The organism is Amycolatopsis sp. NPDC003676, assembly GCF_053587275.1.
Genome location: NZ_JBSFNS010000014.1, coordinates 25,772 through 45,213 on the forward strand (window position 1 = coordinate 25,772; position 19,442 = coordinate 45,213).

Below are 19,442 nucleotides of genomic sequence, written 5' to 3' on the forward strand. Positions count from 1 at the left end.
CCTTTTGCCTGCCTGACTCGACAACTTCAAGCATGCCAACAAAAATCCATGCGCGGGATGACAGCTTTGGATGGGACCCATACGCTTTCCGGATGGGTGAAGTAACCGTGTCCGGCCTGCGGGCAGTCCGGGAGATCGCGCTGACCGGATCGTTCACCGCGGCGGCACGCCTGCTCGGCTATTCGCAACCGGCGATCTCGCGGCAAGTCGCCGCGATGGAGACCGCGACCGGATCCGCGCTGTTCCTCCGCGAAGGCCGCGGCGTGCGGCTCACCCCGGCGGGCACCGTCGTGATGGAGCACGCGGGCCGGATCCTGGCCGGAGTCGAGGCGCTGCACCAAGATCTCTCGGCCCTGGACGACCGCTTGTCCGGCCGGATCAAACTGGGCGCCTTCCCCGCCGCGACCGCCGTGCTGGTCCCCCTGACCCTCGCGCGCCTGCGCACCGAACACCCCGGTCTGGAAGTGACGCTGGCCGAAGGACCGACACCCACCCTCCTGCGGCAACTGCGCGCCCGGCGCTTGGCACTAGCCGTCATCGGCGTCGGCGCCGGACTCCCGGACTACGACCTGTCCGGCCTCGGACAGGAGATCGTGTCCGCTGGCGGCCTGTGCGTCGCGGTACCCACCGGCCACCGGCTCGCGACCGCCGCTGCCGTCCCCGTGGCGGAGCTGGCCGGCGAAACCTGGATCGCCGGCGCAGCCACCGGCGGCGACCCCCAGTTCCAGGCCTGGCCCACCCTCGCCGACCCGGTCATCGGCCACGCCGTCCGCGGCTGGCCCGCCCGGCTCGGCCTGGTCGCCGCTGGACTGGGCGTATGCCTGGTGCCAGAGGTCGCCGCCCTGTCCATTCCGGCTGGAGTGACCACCATCGACGTCGACGACCCGACCTGGCCGGGACGGTCGACTGTGGCGGTCACTCCGCCGGACCCGGACGCCGAGACTGCCGCTGTGGTCGCCGCGCTGCGCCACGCGGGCGAGGAGATCCGGAGTCGCCGCCGGAATGCGGTGCAGGGCCGTGGATGACGGGAACTGCACCGCAGCAGAGATCGAGGCGCTCTACCGCGCTCCGTCCCGACCTACCGCAGGCGGCTAGAAAAGAACGACACGACCTCACGAACCGCGGCGCCGCGCTGCTGAGCCGGCGTCAGCTTGCCGACGCAGTTCGCGGGCGCGTCGTCCTCCCCGCCGATTTTGCCGGGCGACCATTCGGTGTTGTAGAAGTTGTGGTTCGCCCCGGTGAACGTCACCGAGCTCGCATCGGGATTCTTCCCGGCAGCGTCTTTGACGTACTGCAGCCCCACGGTGCCGACCGCGCCGTCGCAGCTGCTGACGATCACCTTGAACGGCACGCGGGTCACCAGCACGTCGCTGTTGTCGTCCTCGGTGGAGTTGAAGTAGACCGGCGCGAGCGGGACCACCGCGCGGATCCGGACACCGGCGGGCCACTCGGGCGCGTGCTTGTCGGAGGCCTGCCACATCACGCCCTTGCCGCCTCGCGAATGGCCCATCGTTCCGGCGCGGGAGAGGTCGACGTGTCCGCGGAACCGGCCGAGGGTGCTCGCCAGGGGTCCTTCGCCGCGGGCGAGGTCGCGCCACAGCTCCAGGTGCTTGTTGACCAGGTGGGCACGGGCGAAGTAGCCCTCGTCGCCGAGGAGGTGCGCGTTGATGGCGTTGGCGCTGATCGACACGACGACGAAACCCCGTTCGGCCAGCTTCTCTCCGAGGTAGTCGTAGCCGCGGTAGCTCGGCAGGGTCCGCTGCCCCGCCGGGCAGGGCCAGTCGCCGCCCGGCGCCTTCGCGACCGGGTCCACACAGCTCCACCAGCTGCCGTGCTCCTGCACGATCAGCGGATGCGGCCGGCCGCCGAGATCGCGCGGATAGTGCACGACGGCGGCCAGCTCCATCGGCACGGACACGGTGGGATCGCGGAAAGCCTGGTCGCCGAGGTTGTACTCGACAACGCCGACGCCCGGCGCGGCTGATGCCTGCGGTGCCAGGATCGTCACCAAAGCCAGCGCCAGCGCGGCGACGGCCATGCGAAGGAAGGTCATGCCGCACAGGGTGCCGAAGAAGTGTCAAGGACTCATGAGCGTCGGCCGCCCGTCTTCTGCCAAGGTGGAAGCATCGAGGAGGAAGGCGGACACGATGCGGAATTGGCGAAGATGGCTGGCGGCGGCGGTGCCGGGACTGTGCCTCGCCGCCTGCACCGGCACCTTGACCCAGCCGGAAACCGCACCTGCGACCCCGACAACGCAGGCTTCCTCCCCCGCGCTCGGCGGAAACCAGGACACCGCACGGTTCGCCCCGACGGCGCGGACGCGGGCGCAGGAGGCGGGCGTGTCGCCGCGGCTGGTCATGGCGATCCTGTTCAACGAGTCGTACAAACCGCACGACCCGGGTCTCGAACGCGCCTGGCAGCGGATGAAACCGGGAGCGGCGTTCGGGGTCGCGAACATGCACGAGGCGACTTTCAACGCCACGAAGAAGGGCCGGGCGTTCGCCGGGCGCTCGTGGGACCAGCTGCCGGACGACCCAGACCTCGCGATCCAGGCCGAAGCCTGGTACCTGCACGACCTGGCCGCGCAACTGCCCCCGCACCGGTCCGGCTCGATCACCTCCGACGAACTGCTCGCGCTCGGCTACAACGCGGGGCCCGCCGCGATGAAGACCTTCGCGCGCGGGACCAAACCCGGCCCGCAGGCACAGTCCTATTTGGACACTCTGCGCGGGAACTGGGCCAAGGCCGGGCAGTCGCTCGGCGAGTCCTGAACAACTCCCTCAGCGGGCCTAGTGGTTCGGCGAAGGAATCTTTACCGAGCGATACCCGTTGTCGTCGCGGCCCATCGGTCTTTCCCGGACGCCCCATTCCCGGTGCGTGCGCTCGGTTCGGTTCGGGCCGCCGACGGCTTGCGGGTGCGCAGCGCGTGCGCGCGTCCGGAGGCCGCCGGGAGACCGTCGTAGGTCACGGTGTCTGGGTGCGTCATGATGGCGCAGCGTCTGGGGCGCCGTAAAGGAACGCGAACCGGGCCCGCTCGGATTCCGGGTCGAAGTCGGGAACGCGCGCCGCCACGCGGGTGACGAGTTCGTCGAGCGGGATCGCCGGTCCGCCGTAGACAGTCCGGAAGGACGGGCGGCCCGGAAGCCCCCCGCTCACGCGAAGGTACCGATCCGCCAGAAGCCCTCGGGCGCCTCGGCGGGAATCAGCGGCGTGAGCCACTCCGTGACGACCTCGACGACGGCCGCTTCGAGGTCGTCGCGCGTCCAACCGCGCGGACGCGGCGGAACCGCGGGCGCCCAGCCGTCTTCACCCCACTCCACGCCGAAAAGGTGCCGATCGTCGTCGAACCGGCGGTCGAGCGCGAACGCGTCGGGTCCTTCGAACCGGGCCCAGACGTCGAACGGGCCTTCGCCGTCCTGGTCCACGAAGACGTCGATCACGATGCCTTCGGCGCCCGCCGCGGTCCAGAACCGCTCCAGCCTGGCGGAAGTTTCCTGTGCCGCGGAGCCGAGGATCCCGGTCACCGCGGCCCGGTAATCACCCGTGTCCACGGGCCGAGCTTATCGCCGAAGGTCAGGAACGGGCCAGAAGCGTCCAGTCCGCTGTGGACTCGGCCATCCGGAAGTGCTGCGCCAGATAGCCGCCGTAGATCCGGGCCATCGTCTCGACAGTGTCCTGGCAGCAGCCCTGCCCGGCCCGCAGCTTGGGCACCATGACCCACTGCGCGTCCCCGAAAACCTGGTCCGCCGGCGGGTAAGTGCGCTCGTCGAAGCTGATCTCCAGGTCCCACCAGAGCGGGCCGCCGGTCGCCGGGGCCAGGTCGAGCGCGAAGGCGAACGGGTTGGCCAAGGACATGCTGGCCACGCGATCGCCGGGCCGGATGTGGCGACGCAGCAACGCCAGTCCGTCGTCGAGCATCGCTGGAACGGCGGAGGCGGTGCGGTAGGCGGTTTGCCAGGTCGCGTCCGGCGGGACGACGAAGTCGCCGAGGTGCGCGCTGGTGATCCGTTGCGACTGCGGAGGTGCTTCGACGAGGCCCCGGCGCGACGCGCTGATGCCGAGTGCCAGCGCGTCCTTCCCGGCGATCGGCGCCGTCGTCACGATGAGCAGCAGGACGAGCCCGGCGAGCAACGGCGCCGGAATCCGGCGTCGACCGTCTCCTCCGGTCCAGCGCGGCAGCTCCGGTTTCAGCGCCGCCACGAGCACGAGCGGGATGACGGCAAGTGCGGCGAGGTCGGACTTCTCCGGGCTGTTGGCGGCCGAGATCACGACGCTCGAACCGAGCACGAACAGCGTGATCAGGAGCAGGCGCCACGGCCGAGCCGGTTCTCCGCGCCGCCGGGCGAGGAGGAAAAGCCCGGCTACGACGAGCAAGGCGAGCGCGCCGACCGGAGCGTTGTACGCGACGGCGTGCAGCAGCATGCTCAGCCGCTTCCCGCTTCCTTGTGCCGCGAACGCCGTCGCGACGTCGCCCGCGTAACCGACCGGACTGATCCCGAAACCCAGCCAGAACACCACCACGATCAGCCCGAAACCGCCGGCCAGGCCAGGCATCTCCCGCGCGGCGAGGGTCCGCAGAAACAATCCGAGGACGACGGCGACCACGCCCATGAGGAAGAAGCTCGCCTTGTCGTAGGCGAGCAGTCCGAGCAAAACACCGAGGACGGCACCGTCGGCCAGCGGTCGCCGCGTGCGCGGCCGGACCAGCACGGCGAGCAGGAGCGTGGAGTAGAGCAGCCAGCCGAACTTGTTGTAGAGCATCGCGTACGTGGTCGTGCCCGGCGAGTAGCCCGGCGGCCGGACGGAAATGACCAGCAATGCCATGAAGACGGTGAATCCGGTCGCGTACCCGCCGGGCAACCGCCGATGGGAAACATATCCGGCGAGCACGGCCGCGACCGGGAGAAACAGCAAACAGCCGTACGTGACCGCGGCAAGCGATGGAACTGCTTGCAGCTGAATGCCGAGCGAAGCGAGCACATAGACCAACGGGCCGATGGCATTCGAGAAATCGGCGCCGGGAACTTGACCCTGCGCGATCCGGTAGCCGCCGTCCAGCAGGATGAAATTGTCCCACGGCGCCACGAGCGCGACCGGGCCGAGCCACCAGGAGTACAAGCCCAGCAGGACAACTCCGGTGACAGTCAGCAGCGGCCACCGCACCCGGCGGCGCGCATCGCGCACGGAAGCATCGGAATCCTCGAGACGGACATCATTTTCTGCCGACATGCGTTTCCCATCCCCGGGATTCGTTCGACTGATCATTTCGAGGCGCCGAAGATCCGGCCGCCCCGCGATGCCTCGTAATCGAGAAGGAAACACCAGGCGTTACATTCGATTTTCATCAGGGAAAATTATCGACAAGATAATTGCTGAAGCTCTTTTCCACTGCTGGCGCGGCGGGACAATTGACACCCGCGGGCCGTCCCGGTGTGCCGTCAACGCCGGGCGCGGAGCGCAATTATCGACTCGCACACAGCAATCTCGGACATGGAGACGGGAGCCGCCCGGCCCTACGGTTGCACTCGTGGCCGATATTTCCGCGAACGACCCGCTGCCCAGCCCCGCGCCCATCCGCGTCGCCGAAGAGGATCTTGCCGATCTGCGGACGAGACTGGACCGGGTCCGGCTCCCCGAACACGAGACCGTGCCGGACGCGGCCCAGGGCATCCCGTTGGCGCAGCTGGCGAAGCTGCTGACGGCCTGGCGGGAACACGACTGGCACGCGCGGCAGGAGCAGTGGAACGCCATCCCCCACTACCGGGCGGTGGTCGACGGCCTGGGCATCGCGTTCTGGCACGTGCGTTCCCCCGAACCGAAAGCGCTGCCGCTGGTCCTGACGCACGGCTGGCCCGGGTCGATCCTCGAGTTCGAGAACGTCATCGGACCGCTGAGCGATCCCGTCGCGCACGGCGGTTCCGCGCGCGACGCCTTCCACCTGGTGATCCCGGCGCTGCCAGGGTTCGGCTTCAGCGACCGGCCGCGGGAGCAGGGCTGGGATCCCGGGCGCACCGCGCGGGCGTGGGCACAGTTGATGACCGTGCTCGGCTACCCGCGTTTCGGCGCGCACGGCGGGGACTGGGGCGCGTTCGTGAGCACCGAGCTCGCGCGGATCGTGCCCGAGCGCGTCGCGGGTCTGCACCTGACGATGCCGGTGGCCTCGCCGATGCCCGACGATCTGCTCGCGCCCAGCCCCGCCGAACAACGCGTCCTCGACCGGCGCGCCCTGCACCTGACCGACGGCTACGGCTTCGGGATGCAAATGAGCACCCGCCCGCAGACCCTGGGCTATTCGCTGCTCGACTCCCCCGCCGGGCTGGCCGCGTGGCTGGGCGAGAAATTCGCCGCCTACGCCGACAATCGGCCCGAAATCGGCGGCGGCGTAAGCATTTCGCAGCAGATCGACAACATCGCCCTGTACTGGCTGACCGGCACTGGCGCCTCGTCGTCCCGGTGGTACTGGGAGGCGATGCGCTGGGTGCCGCGCAGTGCCGAAGCGGAGAACGCGCAACCGGTGACCGTCCCGACCGCCTGCTCGATTTTCCCGGCCGATCCCTGGCCGACCGTCCGGCACTGGGCCGAACGCCGGTACCTCGATCTGCGCTCCTGGCACGAACTCGACCGCGGCGGCCATTTCCCCGGCCTTGAGCAGCCGGATCTGCTGGTGTCGGAGATCAGGGAAGCGTTCCGGCACACGCGAACCGGTTCCTGATGCCGTCCCGGTCAAGAATCGCGGTACGCCGAGGGCCGCATTCCGGTGTGCCGCAGGAAAGCCGTCGACAGCACCGCCGGGTTCGCGAAGCCGCATCGCCCGGCGATCTGGGCGATCGTCAGATCGGTGTCGCGCAACAGCCGTTTCGCTTCGTCGATCCGCAACCGGGTCAGATACCGGTACGGCGTCGCCCCGGTCGCTTCCTTGAAGACCCGGACGAGGTGGTAGACGCTCAGGTGCGCCTCGCCGGCGAGGTCGGCGAGGGTGATCGGCTCGGCGAGCCGCTCGCGCATCGCCGCGACCACCGCCCGGACCCGCGGATGCTCCCGCTTCGGCTGCGTCCCGGCGGACAGCCGGGCATGGCGGATGAGCAGCTGCATCGTCAGGAACGCCGCCGCGGACTCGGCGTAGAGATCGTCGGCTTCGCTCGCGCCGCCGAGGGCTCGGATGATTTCCTCGACCAGCGGATCCCCCGCCGTCAACGACGCGGCCATCGCGGCGAAGTCCACCGCGGCGCCGCCGAGCTGGGCCGCGGTCGCATCGACGGTGGCCCGCGGAATGTGGACCTGCACGCTGTTCAGCACCCCGTCCGCCCGATAGCGGCGCACGGCGGGCTGATCCGGCGGCATCAACTCGACCCGCCCCGGCATCCACGGACTTCGCCTCCACGGGCCGCCTCGCCGCGTCTCCAGCACCGCGCGTCCCTTGGTCGGCAACACCAGGTGCAGATCGGCCGCGGCCGGGAGTTCCATGTCCTCGGCCACCGGGACGTGCTCGAACCGCTGCACGAGCAAGGATTCCCAGCCGGAGTCCTCCCAGCTGCAATACGTCCGCCGGACGTAACGGCCCATTTCGAACCCGGCGTACGGCTGGAGGTCCAGCCGCGTGGAGTCGAACACCATGGTCCACAGGCTATCGACCCCAGGAGGTTCCATGACCGCCGCACGCACCGCCGCCCAAGCCTTGCACGCCGCCGTCCGAAGGCGGGACAAGGCGGCGTGGCTTGACCTGTTCGCCGCGGACGCCCTGGTCGAAGACCCGGTCGGCCCTTCGCACTTCGACCCGGACGGCAACGGGCACCGCGGCCGGGACGCCATCTCGGCGTTCTGGGACCAGGCCATCGCGCCCAACGAGTCGATCGAGTTCCTCTTCGACGATTCTTTCGCGTGCGGGAACGAAGTCGCCTTCACCGGCCACGTCCGCAGCCAGCACGACGGACAGGTGCTCGAGGCCGAGGGCGTGTTCGTCTACCGGGTGGACGAGGCGGGCAAGATCGCCGCCGTGCGGGCCTTCTGGGAAGTCGAGCGCACCATACGGACAATGCGGCCCGCCTGACCGCTACGCGCGGCCCGAGAGCCGGAGATGGGCGACGGTCCTCCGCCAGGACAGCCAGAACATCGCGTACGGAATCCCGGCGAGCAAACCTAAAACGGCACTGCCAAGGCCGACGAAGTAGATCGCATAAGCACCGCGCCGGTCGGAGTGCACGGCTTGCTGAAGGAGGGCGATGATCCCCGCGCTCTGCAGGACGGCCCCGGCAGCGATCATGATCACCGCGGCCGCGGTGAAGCGCCGGAGACGGTGTTCCCAAGGCAGCAAAGGGCCGGCGGGGCCCCGCTCGCCCTTGGGGACCCGCCGCCAAGTCACCGCCGCCGCCACGCCGACCGCCAGCCCCAACGCGGTGCAGCACATTCCGAAAGTGAAAGCGGCGGCCGCGCCGATATTGGCGCCGCCGTTGGGCGGCGCGGTGATCTCGCCGAGGAATCCCAGGCCCAGCAGCACCGCTCCGGCGCCGAGGAGCCATATCGCGACGAACTTCAACGTCCTGACAGTAGTTCTCATGGTTCCTTCCGGCTGAATGACACTTCCGCGAAGCGTTCGCCTCGCAGTCCCCCCTGATCACTCAGCCGTTCGCGTCGGACACCAGCAGTGCACGAAACGCAGGAACAACCGATTTCAGGCAAATGCATCATATCTGGTCGCAACCAGCCTGGCGGAGCCTGAGAACGGTGTCGCCGAATGGTTATCGAGCGCCGCTCCCGCTCAACCCTCGCGAGGGGCCGGGATCACGACCCCGCTCGCGGACCGGTTCCCGCGATAACGGGCCACCGCGACCCGGACGCCGTTGCGGAACGCGTCCGGCATCTCCGCGAGGACGGTGCTGTGCGGCACCGGACGCGGAACGTCGAGCCCGGTCATCGGCCGCGCGAGGCCGATCCCGCGGACCGTCCACCGCGGCCGCCCGTCCTTGTCCAGGTCGGTGAATTCCAGCGAGACCGGGCGCATCGCCGCCGCGCGCACGAGCCCGCTGTCCGGGCCGGTCGGGATCAGCACGTCGCCCGCGTCGAGAAGGAGGCAGACGCGCGGGACCGGCTTGCGGCCGTCGATCGCGACGATGCCGCGGCGGCCGCGTTCGGGCGACCGGAGCAGGCGGACGCATTCGCGGTGCGTCAGCTCGACGTCGTCCATCGCCCGGCTCCTCCCCCGCGCCCTTTCCCGATTCCACCCCGCGACGGGCGGGAACGCCCACCGCCGGACGTCACTTCCTGAGGGGACTCAAGGCCTTCACTGAACTATTCGCCGGAAAAGTCGATCACGCCAGCCCTGTTCACCGGGTAGTGGAACCGTCGGTCTCCCACGGACTCCCGGCGTTCGTCCGGACCGCGCTGCCGCCGGGCGGCAGGTCGAGGACGTCGAGCAGGCTTTGCTCCTCGTCGATGGCGTGGTGCAGGTGCCCGGTCTTGGCGGTGCCGCGGTCGAGGTCCGAGGCACCGAGAAGATGCCAGACGCCGTCGTCGCCGTGCCGGACCCGCAGAATCGGCTCGCGGCATTCGAAGACCTCGGCGCTCTGGACGCACGGCGTGCCCAGCAGCCAATGCAGCAGCCACCAGGCCCGCCGGTCGCGCTCCATGACCAGATCGGCGACCGCCCAGACGAACGGCAGGTCGCCGTGCGCGCGCGCCTTCTCCGCGGTCAGGTGCGGGCCGCCCTCCGGGACGCGCTCGAACGGGTCGTCGACCAAGGAGAACGCGTGCCCGTCCCCGTCGTCGAAGACGACCGCGTGGAAGGTCCCGCCGCCCGGATTGCCCGCCCCGATCCCGACCGAAAGCCGAGCGACGTGCGGGTCCGCCCCGGTAGTCCAGCCGAGCGCGTACGACGCCAGCTCTCCCCGAGGCCCGACGAACTCGCCGAACGCCCGCCGGTCCATGCCCGTGACCTCGCTGGTCGGCACCTCGACCAGGGTGCCCTCCACCACCTCGATATCCACGGGCGAAAGATAGCGGATCAGCTGGTCGGCGCTGGGGCCAACGCCGATGTCGTGAGTACGGTGACGCGATGGACTCCCGGGATTGGCACGCACTGCCTGGACCGACGTGGTACCGGCCGGCGGAAGCCGCTGCCGCTGCGAGAGATCTGGCCAAGTCAGCGTCTGCGGACGACGCCGCCTCGGCGGTCCGCCGCTTGGTCGCCGCAGTCGGCAACGACCATGGCGGGACCCTGTACCCGGCCGCGATCCCGGCGGTGCGCATCCTGCTCGGCGTCGTCCGGGACCGGCCGGGCAAGCCGCGCATCGCAGCGTTGAATACATTGCTGGACTGGTGGGGCTGTTTCGTCCCGGAGCCCGGATACGACAGCTACCGCGGCCACGACGGACAGCCGGTGGACCTGATCGACGCGGTCGAACGCGAGATCCGCAGCGCGGCGGGAACGTTGCGGACCCTGACCTGCCCGGACGACGGTGCCGGGGAGATGGCCGAGGACTTGCTGGCGCAACTGGAAGCGGGCAGCTGGTCGGATCTGGTCGCTGACCGCTGACGGGGCGGATTCCGCCACATCCGCTGAAACGCCCGATCATCGCCAGCGATCCGCGCTGCTCAGCCGAAACCTAGGGCCGGAACCGGTCCAACCACGCCTCCGTTGCCTGCTGTGGATCAGGTGCAGTCCCGGCGAATGGCCGCGTTGATCCGCGTGCCCTCGGCCCGGCTCACCGGATGCCGCGGAGTGCTGAAACTCCGGACTGCCTCGCCGTCCGGGTCGGGCAGGCGGGCGTTGAGCGCGGTGCACTGCCGCACCGCGCGCTGCGGGAAGTCGGGCAGTTCCTGCAAGGACCCCAGCCCGCGGTGGACGAGATCGCTCTCTAAGCGGGTCATCGCGGCCGCAGCGAAGTCCTGGGCCACCGTGTCGGACGGGTTCTCGGTCGCGTCCCGCATCCAGCTCGGCAGGTACTTCGGGTCTGCCTTGATCGGCGCGGGCGGCGTGTCGGACCCCGAGGCAGACGGGCTCGACGACGGTGCGCTCGCCGCGCGGCTGGCGGGCGCGGCAGTGGGCGGCGCTGAGCCGCAGGCGGCCAGCACAGCCGCAGTGCCGACAACCGTCAAGAGGAGCCGGACGCGACCTGGCCTCCCCGCGAGCTGCGCCGAGGTCAGCCTGGTGAAGCGCCGTTGACCCAGTCCCTGCGGAGAAGTGGTTGCGCATCGCTGTCCGGGCACTGGGCGCTCCGTTCCTGAGCCGAGCTCGTCGGCGGCAAGAGTGCCCGGCCCCGGCGGGAGGGGTCCCGGCGTCGTCAGCGCGATCGGGGCCGCATGGTCCGGGCGCGCCGGGGTACCCGTCGGGTGAACCGCAATTCCCGGCGACGGTCAGGAGGACCCCCATGCTGGCGCTGCTCGGTCTGCTTTTGGTGATCTGGCTGGTGTGCATCGTGCTCGGGGTGGTGATCAAGGGCCTGTTCTGGCTGATCGTGGTCGGCGCGGTCCTGTTCGTGGCGACCGCGCTGGTCGGATTCGTCAAACGGGAGGCGCTGGGCCGCGGACGCTAACCGCTCCGGCCCGCGTCGAAACCTCCCGGCGGCGAGACGATCGCAACACCCGGGCCGGCCCTTCCCGGCTTAGGCTGAAGCCATGGCCGACACGACACCGCCGACCCCGCAGGAAGCGTTCGACCTGCTCATGGCCGGCAACCAGCGCTTCGTCACCAGCGCCCCGGAACACCCCAACCAGGACGCGGCCCGGCGCGCGGCGATCGCACCGAACCAGCACCCCTTCGCCGTCCTGTTCGGCTGCTCCGACTCCCGCCTCGCCGCCGAGATCATCTTCGACCGCGGCCTCGGCGACCTCTTCGTCGTGCGCACCGCCGGCCAGGTCATCGGCGGCGAAGTCCTCGGCAGCATCGAATACGGCGTCGACCTGCTGAGCTGCCCCCTCGTCGTCGTCCTCGGCCACGACTCCTGCGGCGCCGTCGGCGCGGCCCGCGCCGCACTCGAGGACGGGCTCGCGCCGGTCGGCTACGTCCGCGACGTCGTCGAGAAGGTGACCCCCAGCGTCCTCGCCGCCCGGGCGGCGGGCCGGGTCGAACCGCACGAAATCCTCGCCGAGCACGTCAAACACACCGTCGACCTGCTGCTCGACCGCTCCCGCGTACTCGCCGACCGCGTCGCCGACGGCCGCGCCGCCGTCGTCGGCCTCCGCTACCGCCTGGCCGACGGAAGCGCCGAAGTCGTGGCCGCACACGGCATCGACGTGCCCGCCGCCAGCTCCCCGGCCTGAGCGAACCCCTTCGCCGCCTCGCGATCGCCTGCGAGGCGGCGAAGTCTAATGTGGACAGACCGGTCTTTCGAGCAGCGTCTGTGCGCGCAACAGGCAACTCCGCGACGGTTTCGCCCCTCGCCGTCCTTCACCAGGCATAAGGTCATCGCTGAAGCCAGCGACGCCCGCCGGAATTCCCTGCGACACAACGGGTGCCGCTTCGAAGGACGGACGATGCCATGAAGCTTCTCGTCAGCGCGACCCCCGCTTTCGGCCACATCCTGCCGTTGGTTCCGCTCATGCAGGCGGCGGTCGAAGCCGGGCACTCAGTCGGCTTGCTGTCGAGCGCCGGATTCCGGTCCGCGATCACGGCCGAACTTCCCCCGGAGGTCGAATTCCTCGACGCCGGAGCGATGTCAGGCGAGTTCTCCGAGGAAGCGGCCCGCCGCACCGGAGCCGACGTGTTCCATCCGACGCCCGCGGTCATCGGCGGAGCACGCGTCGACCTCAGCCTCGCCGAAAGCATCGACAAAGCCGCCGACTGGCACGCGGACCTGGTTATCGCCGAGCCTTTCGATGCCGTCGGCCCCACCGTCGCCGCCCGGCTGGGAATCGCCTGGCACCGCGCCGGAATCGGACCAGCGCTCCCGGCGGTGATCAGCGACGAGATCGATCGCGCGGCCTCGGCCCGCCGCGACTGCCCGGCCCCGGCCGCGAGTTATCTCGACCCATGCCCGCCGCAGCTGCCGGATCCGGACTAGGCCCTGCCTCCCTGGTGCGGCCGGTCCGGCCGCAGGCGCACCGCCGGGCGAAGGACGTCGCGCTGGAACTGTCCGAATTCGACACTCCCGGCAGGCCGACGGTGCTCGTCACGTTCGGCACCATCTTCTCCGACCCGGACGTGCTCTCCACGGCCGTAGCGGCGGTCGCCGACGGCGGGGCCAACGTCCTCGCCACGCTCGGCTCGTCGCTCCGGCATCCCACCGCGAGCCAGGAGATCCAAGCCGACCCGCGTGTGCAGTACGTGCCCTTCGTGCCGCTGGGCCAGTTGCTCGACCGGGCCGATCTGGCGGTCGGCGCGGGCGGTGTCGGCACCATTCTCGGCACCCTGGCGCACGGACTCCCCATGGTGCTCTGGCCGCAGGGGGCCGACCAGCCGACCAACGCCGCCCGCGCGGCCGCGTCCCGGACGTCGATCACGGTGGACTCGGCGGCCGGAATCCGTGCAGCCGTGGCGGAAGCGCTCGAGAACAGCGCCTATCGCCGCGAGGCTCGGAAGGTCGCGGCCGAGATCGCCGACCGCCCCGATCCGTGCACCGTGATCGCCGCGATTGCCCAGTCGTAGCAAGGGTTTTCCTGCCGACGGTGATCTTCCCGGCGGTCGCGTCGACGAGCGGGTGCCCGCCAACGCACCGACGTTCTCCGCGATCGGCCAGCCGCCACCCACTCCGCCCGTATCCGGTAAACCGGGAGAACAGCTGCTTCTGGGGGAATCTGGTGGACTGGAGTCTGTACCCGGACATCGCCGAGGCGTCGTCGTTCCAGATCGCGCTGCAGCGCGAATTCGACCGGGCGGGTCACGACCTTGAGGCTCGTCTCCTGTCGTCGCCCGGGTGGCGCGACGTAGCCGCTGTCGTGCACGACGAAGACCGCAGCGTCGACGTCGGCATGGGCAGCGAAGAACGAGTATTCGCCCTGCAGTTCTGGGCATCCGGAGTCCAGCTGGCGCACGGGAGCACGGCGGACCTGGCCGCCGTCGCCGAGTCGATCCGGATCTGGCTGAGCGGCGTTCCGGTCCGGCAGCTCAATGCCGCGTGCCCCTTCGCGGAGTTCAGTCCCTGGTCCGAGGCCTGCGAACGCGGCGAAGGCATCGAGTTCACGTGGCAGCAGCACCTCGCCAACCCATGGCAGGCCGCTCGCCTGAGAGCACTCCACTCGTTCCTCGCGGCCGCCGCCCGGCAACCGCGGCTGCGTGCGCTGTATCCGTTCACCTCCCATGACAATCTCAGTTTCCGGCCCGCGGTCCGCTACACCAAAGCGGTGGGCCTCTGGACAGAGCCGCTGGGCGACGACCGCTGCCGGGTGTACGGCCCGGGGCGGAAGGAAGCCGGAGCGGCCGACGCGGCGGGCAGTGTCGAACTCGCCCTCGCCGTGCTCGACGCGATCGCTCAGGAATAGCGCCCGGAGGCGCCGCGCCCGCGGGCCGGCCGGTCATTCCCGGGCGAACTTTTCCGACATTCGTACGGCAGCCGGGACATTCCCTACGAAAGTCGGCTCGATGCCGAAAGCACCGAAAATCCCTGCATCGGCAAGGCATATACGAATTGACCGGCGAATCCTGAACATACCGTTGGTCCGTTTGGAGCATTGACGCCCCGATGCGCCGATCCTTTACTCGACTGTGCTCGGCCGCATACCCACCGTAAGCGGCCGGACACGTTCCCTCTCCCCGCACCCATCGTCCTGCCTTCATGGAAGGAAGACCTCGATGCCCCATCGCGGACTCACGACGGGCCTGGCGGCTGCCGCCGGGCTCGCTATGACGCTCGTATTGCCGACGGTTCCGGCCAGCGCGGCCCAGGAAGCCCAGCCCGCGTCCCCGGACGCGGCCGCCGCGCGCGCCGCTGATCAAGCGGTCGCCTCCGGGCTCGCCGCGCTCAGCCGCGGCCCCGCGGAGGCGTTCCGGCGCGTCGGCCTGACCGCGGGCGACGCCGGACTTTTCTACGGCGCCTACGAGCGCACCTACCAAGGCCTGCGGGTCGTGGGCGGGGACGCGGTCGTCGTCGCGGACGGGGCCGGGAACGTCCGCGGCACCAGCGCCGCGGAGACCGCGCCCATCTCCGTGGGGACGCAGGCCGTTCTCGACGCCGCGAAGGCCGCTTCCGCCGCGCGCGCTCAACTGCCCACTGTGGACAGTGTGAGCACGCCGGAAAAGGTGGTGCTGGCCGGGACGAATCCGAGGCTGGCCTACGAGGTAGTCGTCTCCGGGCGCACCGCCACGGCACCGAGCAAGCTGCACGTGTTCGTCGACGCCGCCACCGGCGCGGTGCTCGACAAGCGGGACGACATCAAGACCTTCAGCTCCGGGGCCAAGTCCCAGCCGCAGTCGAACGCGGTGAACGCCGCGGGCACCGGCAACAGCTACTACGTCGGCACCGTATCGATCGACACGACGCAGTCCGGCTCCACCTACTCCATGCGCGACCCCGGCCGCCCGGGCCTCAGCTGCGGCCGCGAGGGCGGGTCTGTCTACAGCGGACCGGACAACAGCTGGGGCAACGGCTCCGGCACGAACCTCGAAACCGGCTGCGTCGACACCCTGTTCAGCGTCCAGACCGAGTGGAAGATGCTGAAGGACTGGCTGGGCCGCAACGGCATCAACGGCAGCGGCCGGGGCTACCCGGCGTCCGTCGGGCTCAACGACGTCAACGCCTACTGGGACGGCTCTTCGACGCACTTCGGGCACTCGCAGGACAACCGGCGCCAGGCCACCTCGATGGACGTCGTCGGCCACGAGTTCGGGCACGGCATCTTCCAGACCACCCCGGGCGGCGCGGGTTCCGGCAACGAGAACGGCGGCTTGAACGAGTCGACCGGCGACATCTTCGGCGCGATGACCGAAGCGTACGCGAACAACGCGAAGGACCGGCCGGACTACGAGGTCGGCGAAGGCGTCAACCTGGTCGGCCAGGGCCCGATCCGCTACATGTACAACCCGTCGAAGGTCGGCGACCCGAACTGCTACTCCTCGTCGATCCCGAGCACCGAGGTGCACGCCGCGGCCGGCCCGCAGAACCACTGGTTCTACCTGCTCGCCGAAGGCTCGAACCCGGGCAGCGGCAAGCCGGCCAGCCCGACGTGCAACAACAGCAGCGTGACCGGGGTGGGCATTCAGAAGGCCGCCAAGATCTTCTACAACGGCCTGCTGAAGAAGACCTCGTCGTGGAACCACCGGGCCGCCCGCAAGGCGACGCTGGAAGCCGCGATCGCGCTCTACCCGGGCAGCTGCACCGAATTCAACGCGACCAAGGCCGCCTGGAACGCCGTCTCCGTGCCCGCCGTCTCCGGCGAGCCGACCTGCACGGCGCGGCCCTGACCTGACGCGGCCGGGTCCCGCTCCCCGCTGACCGGCGGGACCCGGCCGCTCGTCAGGCAGTCCCCGTCCCCGGAATCCCCGCTCCCCCAACCGAAGGAACGCACCGCCATGAAGTGGAAGACAAGACTCGGCGCCGGGGTCACCGCCCTGGTGGCCGTATTGGGCGTCGTCACCGTGCCCGCGGCCACCGCCGCGCCCGCCTCGACGCTCGCCGCGCCGGACATCTCGCTGGCCAACATCAAGACGCATCTCAACCAGCTGCAGACCATCGCCCGCAACAACGGCGGCACGCGTTCGCCGCGCGGCGGCGGCTACGCGGCGTCGGTGTCCTATGTGGAAAACCTGCTCAAGAACGCGGGCTACACCACGAAACGGCAGACCTGCACGAGCTGCACCGGCCAGTCGCAGAACTTGATCGCCGAATGGCCGCAGGGCGACGCGAACCAGGTCCTCATGCTCGGCGCGCACCTCGACTCGGTGAGCGCGGGCCCCGGCATCAACGACAACGGTTCCGGCAGCGCGTCGATCCTCGAGGTCGCGCTGACGCTGGCCCGCACGAACCCGGCGATGGCCAAGCGCGTCCGGTTCGCGTGGTGGGCCGACGAGGAGTCCGGCATGGTCGGCTCGCGGTACTACGTGAGCACCCTGTCGAGCACCGAGCGCGCGAAGATCAAGACCTACCTGAACTTCGACATGATCGGCTCGAAGAACTGGGGCTACTTCGTCTACGACGACGTCGCTTCCGTCAAGGCCGTCTTCGACGAGTATTTCGCCTCCATCGGCATCGAGACCGAGGGAGACACCGAAGGCGACGGCCGGTCCGACCACGCGTCGTTCAAGCGCGCGGGCATCCCGGTCGGCGGCCTCGCGACCGGCGCCGGCGACATCAAGAGCTACGAACAGGCCGACAAGTGGGGCGGCACGGCGGGCGCACCGTTCGACAACTGCTACCACCGCGCCTGCGACACGACGGCGAACATCCCGGACACGCCGCTGGAGAAGAACTCCGACGCGATCGGGTACGCGGTGTGGAAGCTGGCTGTCGCCACGCCGGTTGCGACGGCTCATCGCTGAACCTGATCGGACAGCTGCTCCGGGCCGTCGCCACGAGGACGGCGGCCTGGAGCGTCCGGCTGTCCGGGATCGGCCTGCCGGACGAGGATCGGTTCGACCAGGAACGGGCGGTACCCCGCGATCTCGGGCAGGTCGAAATGCTCGAACGCGTTTCGCGGTAAGTGCCACCGGATGATGCGGCGGGTCGACCCGCGGTTCGGTTGGGAGAAGACCAGCGTGCCGGGGGTTTCCCAGATCGGCGCGGTCGACGGGGTGCCGCTGGTGTCGCAGCCCTCGGGGAGCGGATATTCGGCGGTTGTCCCGGCGGCCAGGTCGAGCACCTCCACCGCGGGCAGTTCGTAGCCGGTCGAATGCATCAACGCGCCGCCCGGCACGAAGCGCCAGCGATGGGGTTCCGGCAACGCCCGCCGCTCCCCAGACGCCCTGAACACCGCTGCCTCCCCGGCTTCTTCGCGCACTTGAGCGCCGGAAAGCGGGTCAAGCTGATGCAGTGCCGAGGCAAACTCCACCGGTTCCTGGCCTGGCGTCCAGCGGGAAGCGGTGAATGTCCCGTCTCCCAACCTGGTGGTGAAGTACACGGAGCCGTCGTGGATGGCCAGGACTGTTCGGGTCAGCTCGGCTGATTTCGGCAGGCTCCACACTTCTTCGGTGGCCACGTCGAAGACATGCACCTGGTCCCACGTCCGCCGGCCGATGTGCGTCTCCACACCGGCCAAGCAGCGTCCGTCGACGCTGCGGACCGGCAGCATGCCCAAGTCCACCGGCACCTGGCTGGCGGCACCGGCCCAGTCGATCAGCTGTCCTTGCCCGCCGGAGGCGGCGACGTAAACGCCTGCCAGAGTCTCGAACGCACGGTAGCGATAGTCGCTCTCGACCCGGCCGAGGGCCACCGGTTCCCCCGCGCGCCACACGACAACTGTGCCGTCGCCGGACACAAACCCCGCTTCCGGCGGCGAACCGGCCGCGGTCGCTGGTTCCTCCCTGCGCACGGTCTTGACCCGCCTGCGTACCGGCCGGGTCGGCCGCGGTCGGCGAGGAAGCGCTGTGACGGCACCGTTTTCCCGGCGGATCAGCTTGTCGCTGACCGCGTACGCGAGCAATGGCTCGACGGTTTCCTCCGGCACCGCCAGCAACTCAGCCAAATCCCTTACGTGCGCCGGATTCGACCAGGCCGCGATGCTGACCAGGTCGGCCGCCAGCGAGGCGTAGCCGGCACGGATCGCGGCGGCGTCTATCCGGTTCGCCAGTTCGTCCGGGAGGTCGAGCACTTCCGTGGCCCGCCGCGGCGTTCCCGCCTCGTATCCGCCGTCGCCGTCCTCCACGAGCAGCCCCGCGGCGACCAGCAGCGGAATCGCGTCCCGACGCGTGCGCGGCGGGTCGACGCCCAGTTGGGCGCACACATTCTCCGACGGCTGCTCCTCGCCGGGCAACGGTTCGTCCAGCCAGCCGTCCGGGCGCAGCATGCCGACGAGCGTGAAATACCACGACACTTCGATGACGTCGTGCCCGAACACTTGCCGCCAGCCCGGATCCTCCGGGTGAATCGCCGGACGGGTGCGCTTGAGCCACCGCGGCGGTTCCAGGACCTCCTGCGGCCAGAATTGAAACAGCCAGACGTCGCCTTCCTCGCCCGCTTCCGCCGGTTTGCGGCACACCCGGACGCGGAAAAACCCGTTCGCGCCCAGACTCAGTTCCGCGCTGAGCGTCCCGCCCGTCAACCATCCCAGTCCCGCGATCCCCGAACGGCTGCGAAAGGGCGACTCGACGATGTCTTCCCAGCTCCCGAATTGCACTTCTGGCGGACCGTCGTGCGCTTCGCAGCGGATTGCCTGATAAAAGCGGCTCGCCGTGGCGTGCAGCCAGCCGTCGCCCGCGGTCGCGACTGTGCCGGACGACGTCTCCGTCCCGCCTTCGCCGAGAAGTTCGTTGCTCAGCGCGGGCAAAGTCTTGTCGCGGTACACGTCTCGAAGCACGATGGTGCCGTATTCGGGCGAGTACTCGTCGTCCTCGCGGAACTCCAGAAGCGTCATGCCAAGAA

Annotated in this window: 23 protein-coding genes; 12 read left to right on the top strand and 11 right to left on the bottom strand. The window is 69.8% G+C overall.

The features are described from left to right. The first annotated feature begins 92 nt into the window (after positions 1-92). Positions 93-1,025: a LysR family transcriptional regulator gene (locus ACWDNU_RS11795; RefSeq protein WP_449668771.1), complete on the top strand. Its 933-nt coding sequence runs from the start codon at positions 93-95 to the stop codon at positions 1,023-1,025. A gap of 53 nt (positions 1,026-1,078) precedes the next feature. On the opposite strand, the gene ACWDNU_RS11800 is transcribed toward ACWDNU_RS11795, so the two are convergent. Further along, on the bottom strand, positions 1,079-2,053 hold the full coding sequence (locus ACWDNU_RS11800) for an alpha/beta hydrolase family protein (RefSeq protein WP_449668772.1): 975 nt from the start codon (positions 2,051-2,053) through the stop codon (positions 1,079-1,081). Positions 2,054-2,147: 94 nt separating this feature from the next. On the opposite strand from ACWDNU_RS11800, the gene ACWDNU_RS11805 reads away from it, so the two are divergent. After that, complete coding sequence (locus tag ACWDNU_RS11805) at positions 2,148-2,771, top strand: transglycosylase SLT domain-containing protein (RefSeq protein WP_449668773.1); 624 nt, start codon at positions 2,148-2,150, stop codon at positions 2,769-2,771. A 41-nt stretch (positions 2,772-2,812) separates the two neighbouring features. Here the strand turns inward: ACWDNU_RS11805 and ACWDNU_RS11810 are convergent, their stop codons facing one another. From ACWDNU_RS11810 to ACWDNU_RS11825, 4 genes are read right to left on the bottom strand one after another with little or no spacing between them, the layout of a single operon-like run. After that, positions 2,813-2,986: a hypothetical protein gene (locus ACWDNU_RS11810; RefSeq protein WP_449668774.1), complete on the bottom strand. Its 174-nt coding sequence runs from the start codon at positions 2,984-2,986 to the stop codon at positions 2,813-2,815. After that, entirely contained in the window at positions 2,983-3,156 is a 174-nt protein-coding gene (locus ACWDNU_RS11815) for a hypothetical protein (protein ID WP_449668775.1), read from the bottom strand. Before ACWDNU_RS11815 ends, ACWDNU_RS11810 begins: the two co-directional genes overlap by 4 nt. Next, positions 3,153-3,551, bottom strand: coding sequence for a DUF6389 family protein (locus ACWDNU_RS11820; protein ID WP_449668776.1), 399 nt, complete (start codon positions 3,549-3,551; stop codon positions 3,153-3,155). Before ACWDNU_RS11820 ends, ACWDNU_RS11815 begins: the two co-directional genes overlap by 4 nt. 22 nt (positions 3,552-3,573) lie before the next feature. Continuing rightward, entirely contained in the window at positions 3,574-5,229 is a 1,656-nt protein-coding gene (locus tag ACWDNU_RS11825) for a hypothetical protein (protein ID WP_449668777.1), read from the bottom strand. A 298-nt stretch (positions 5,230-5,527) separates the two neighbouring features. Here ACWDNU_RS11825 and ACWDNU_RS11830 point away from each other — a divergent pair, with 298 nt between their 5' ends. Beyond that, positions 5,528-6,712 carry an epoxide hydrolase family protein gene (locus ACWDNU_RS11830; protein ID WP_449668778.1) on the top strand — a complete coding sequence of 395 codons (1,185 nt, stop codon included), beginning with the start codon at positions 5,528-5,530 and terminating at the stop codon, positions 6,710-6,712. 11 nt (positions 6,713-6,723) lie between these two features. Here ACWDNU_RS11830 and ACWDNU_RS11835 read toward each other — a convergent pair whose 3' ends face one another. Further along, positions 6,724-7,614, bottom strand: coding sequence for a helix-turn-helix domain-containing protein (locus tag ACWDNU_RS11835; RefSeq protein ID WP_449668779.1), 891 nt, complete (start codon positions 7,612-7,614; stop codon positions 6,724-6,726). A 31-nt stretch (positions 7,615-7,645) separates the two neighbouring features. Here ACWDNU_RS11835 and ACWDNU_RS11840 point away from each other — a divergent pair, with 31 nt between their 5' ends. After that, positions 7,646-8,047, top strand: a complete 402-nt coding sequence (locus ACWDNU_RS11840) for a nuclear transport factor 2 family protein (RefSeq protein WP_449668780.1) — start codon at positions 7,646-7,648, stop codon at positions 8,045-8,047. A gap of 3 nt (positions 8,048-8,050) precedes the next feature. On the opposite strand, the gene ACWDNU_RS11845 is transcribed toward ACWDNU_RS11840, so the two are convergent. From ACWDNU_RS11845 to ACWDNU_RS11855, 3 genes are all read right to left on the bottom strand, one after another. After that, positions 8,051-8,554 carry a hypothetical protein gene (locus ACWDNU_RS11845; RefSeq protein ID WP_449668781.1) on the bottom strand — a complete coding sequence of 168 codons (504 nt, stop codon included), beginning with the start codon at positions 8,552-8,554 and terminating at the stop codon, positions 8,051-8,053. 201 nt (positions 8,555-8,755) lie between these two features. Further along, on the bottom strand, positions 8,756-9,181 hold the full coding sequence (locus ACWDNU_RS11850; RefSeq protein WP_449668782.1) for a hypothetical protein: 426 nt from the start codon (positions 9,179-9,181) through the stop codon (positions 8,756-8,758). 139 nt (positions 9,182-9,320) lie between these two features. Then, positions 9,321-9,980, bottom strand: a complete 660-nt coding sequence (locus tag ACWDNU_RS11855) for a hypothetical protein (RefSeq protein ID WP_449668783.1) — start codon at positions 9,978-9,980, stop codon at positions 9,321-9,323. A gap of 68 nt (positions 9,981-10,048) precedes the next feature. Between ACWDNU_RS11855 and ACWDNU_RS11860 the strand changes: the two genes are divergently transcribed. Continuing rightward, positions 10,049-10,528 carry a hypothetical protein gene (locus ACWDNU_RS11860; protein ID WP_449668784.1) on the top strand — a complete coding sequence of 160 codons (480 nt, stop codon included), beginning with the start codon at positions 10,049-10,051 and terminating at the stop codon, positions 10,526-10,528. 116 nt (positions 10,529-10,644) lie between these two features. Here the strand turns inward: ACWDNU_RS11860 and ACWDNU_RS11865 are convergent, their stop codons facing one another. Further along, complete coding sequence (locus tag ACWDNU_RS11865) at positions 10,645-11,091, bottom strand: hypothetical protein (protein WP_449668785.1); 447 nt, start codon at positions 11,089-11,091, stop codon at positions 10,645-10,647. Between the two features lie 272 nt (positions 11,092-11,363). Here ACWDNU_RS11865 and ACWDNU_RS11870 point away from each other — a divergent pair, with 272 nt between their 5' ends. From ACWDNU_RS11870 to ACWDNU_RS11900, 7 genes are all read left to right on the top strand, one after another. Further along, a complete protein-coding gene (locus tag ACWDNU_RS11870) occupies positions 11,364-11,528 on the top strand; it encodes a hypothetical protein (RefSeq protein ID WP_344273237.1) in 165 nt (54 codons plus the stop codon). Between the two features lie 82 nt (positions 11,529-11,610). Then, positions 11,611-12,255: a carbonic anhydrase gene (locus ACWDNU_RS11875; protein WP_449668786.1), complete on the top strand. Its 645-nt coding sequence runs from the start codon at positions 11,611-11,613 to the stop codon at positions 12,253-12,255. Positions 12,256-12,473: 218 nt separating this feature from the next. Next, entirely contained in the window at positions 12,474-12,995 is a 522-nt protein-coding gene (locus ACWDNU_RS11880) for a hypothetical protein (RefSeq protein ID WP_449668787.1), read from the top strand. After that, entirely contained in the window at positions 12,965-13,579 is a 615-nt protein-coding gene (locus ACWDNU_RS11885; protein WP_449668788.1) for a glycosyltransferase, read from the top strand. The genes ACWDNU_RS11880 and ACWDNU_RS11885 overlap by 31 nt, the downstream gene beginning before the upstream one ends. A 152-nt stretch (positions 13,580-13,731) precedes the next feature. After that, on the top strand, positions 13,732-14,412 hold the full coding sequence (locus ACWDNU_RS11890; protein ID WP_449668789.1) for a DUF6193 family natural product biosynthesis protein: 681 nt from the start codon (positions 13,732-13,734) through the stop codon (positions 14,410-14,412). Between the two features lie 310 nt (positions 14,413-14,722). Then, a complete protein-coding gene (locus tag ACWDNU_RS11895) occupies positions 14,723-16,330 on the top strand; it encodes a M4 family metallopeptidase (protein ID WP_449668790.1) in 1,608 nt (535 codons plus the stop codon). Positions 16,331-16,438: 108 nt separating this feature from the next. Continuing rightward, a complete protein-coding gene (locus tag ACWDNU_RS11900; protein ID WP_449668791.1) occupies positions 16,439-17,404 on the top strand; it encodes a M28 family metallopeptidase in 966 nt (321 codons plus the stop codon). Here the strand turns inward: ACWDNU_RS11900 and ACWDNU_RS11905 are convergent. Beyond that, positions 17,395-19,434, bottom strand: coding sequence for a hypothetical protein (locus ACWDNU_RS11905; RefSeq protein ID WP_449668792.1), 2,040 nt, complete (start codon positions 19,432-19,434; stop codon positions 17,395-17,397). The genes ACWDNU_RS11900 and ACWDNU_RS11905 overlap by 10 nt on opposite strands. Positions 19,435-19,442 lie beyond the last annotated feature (8 nt).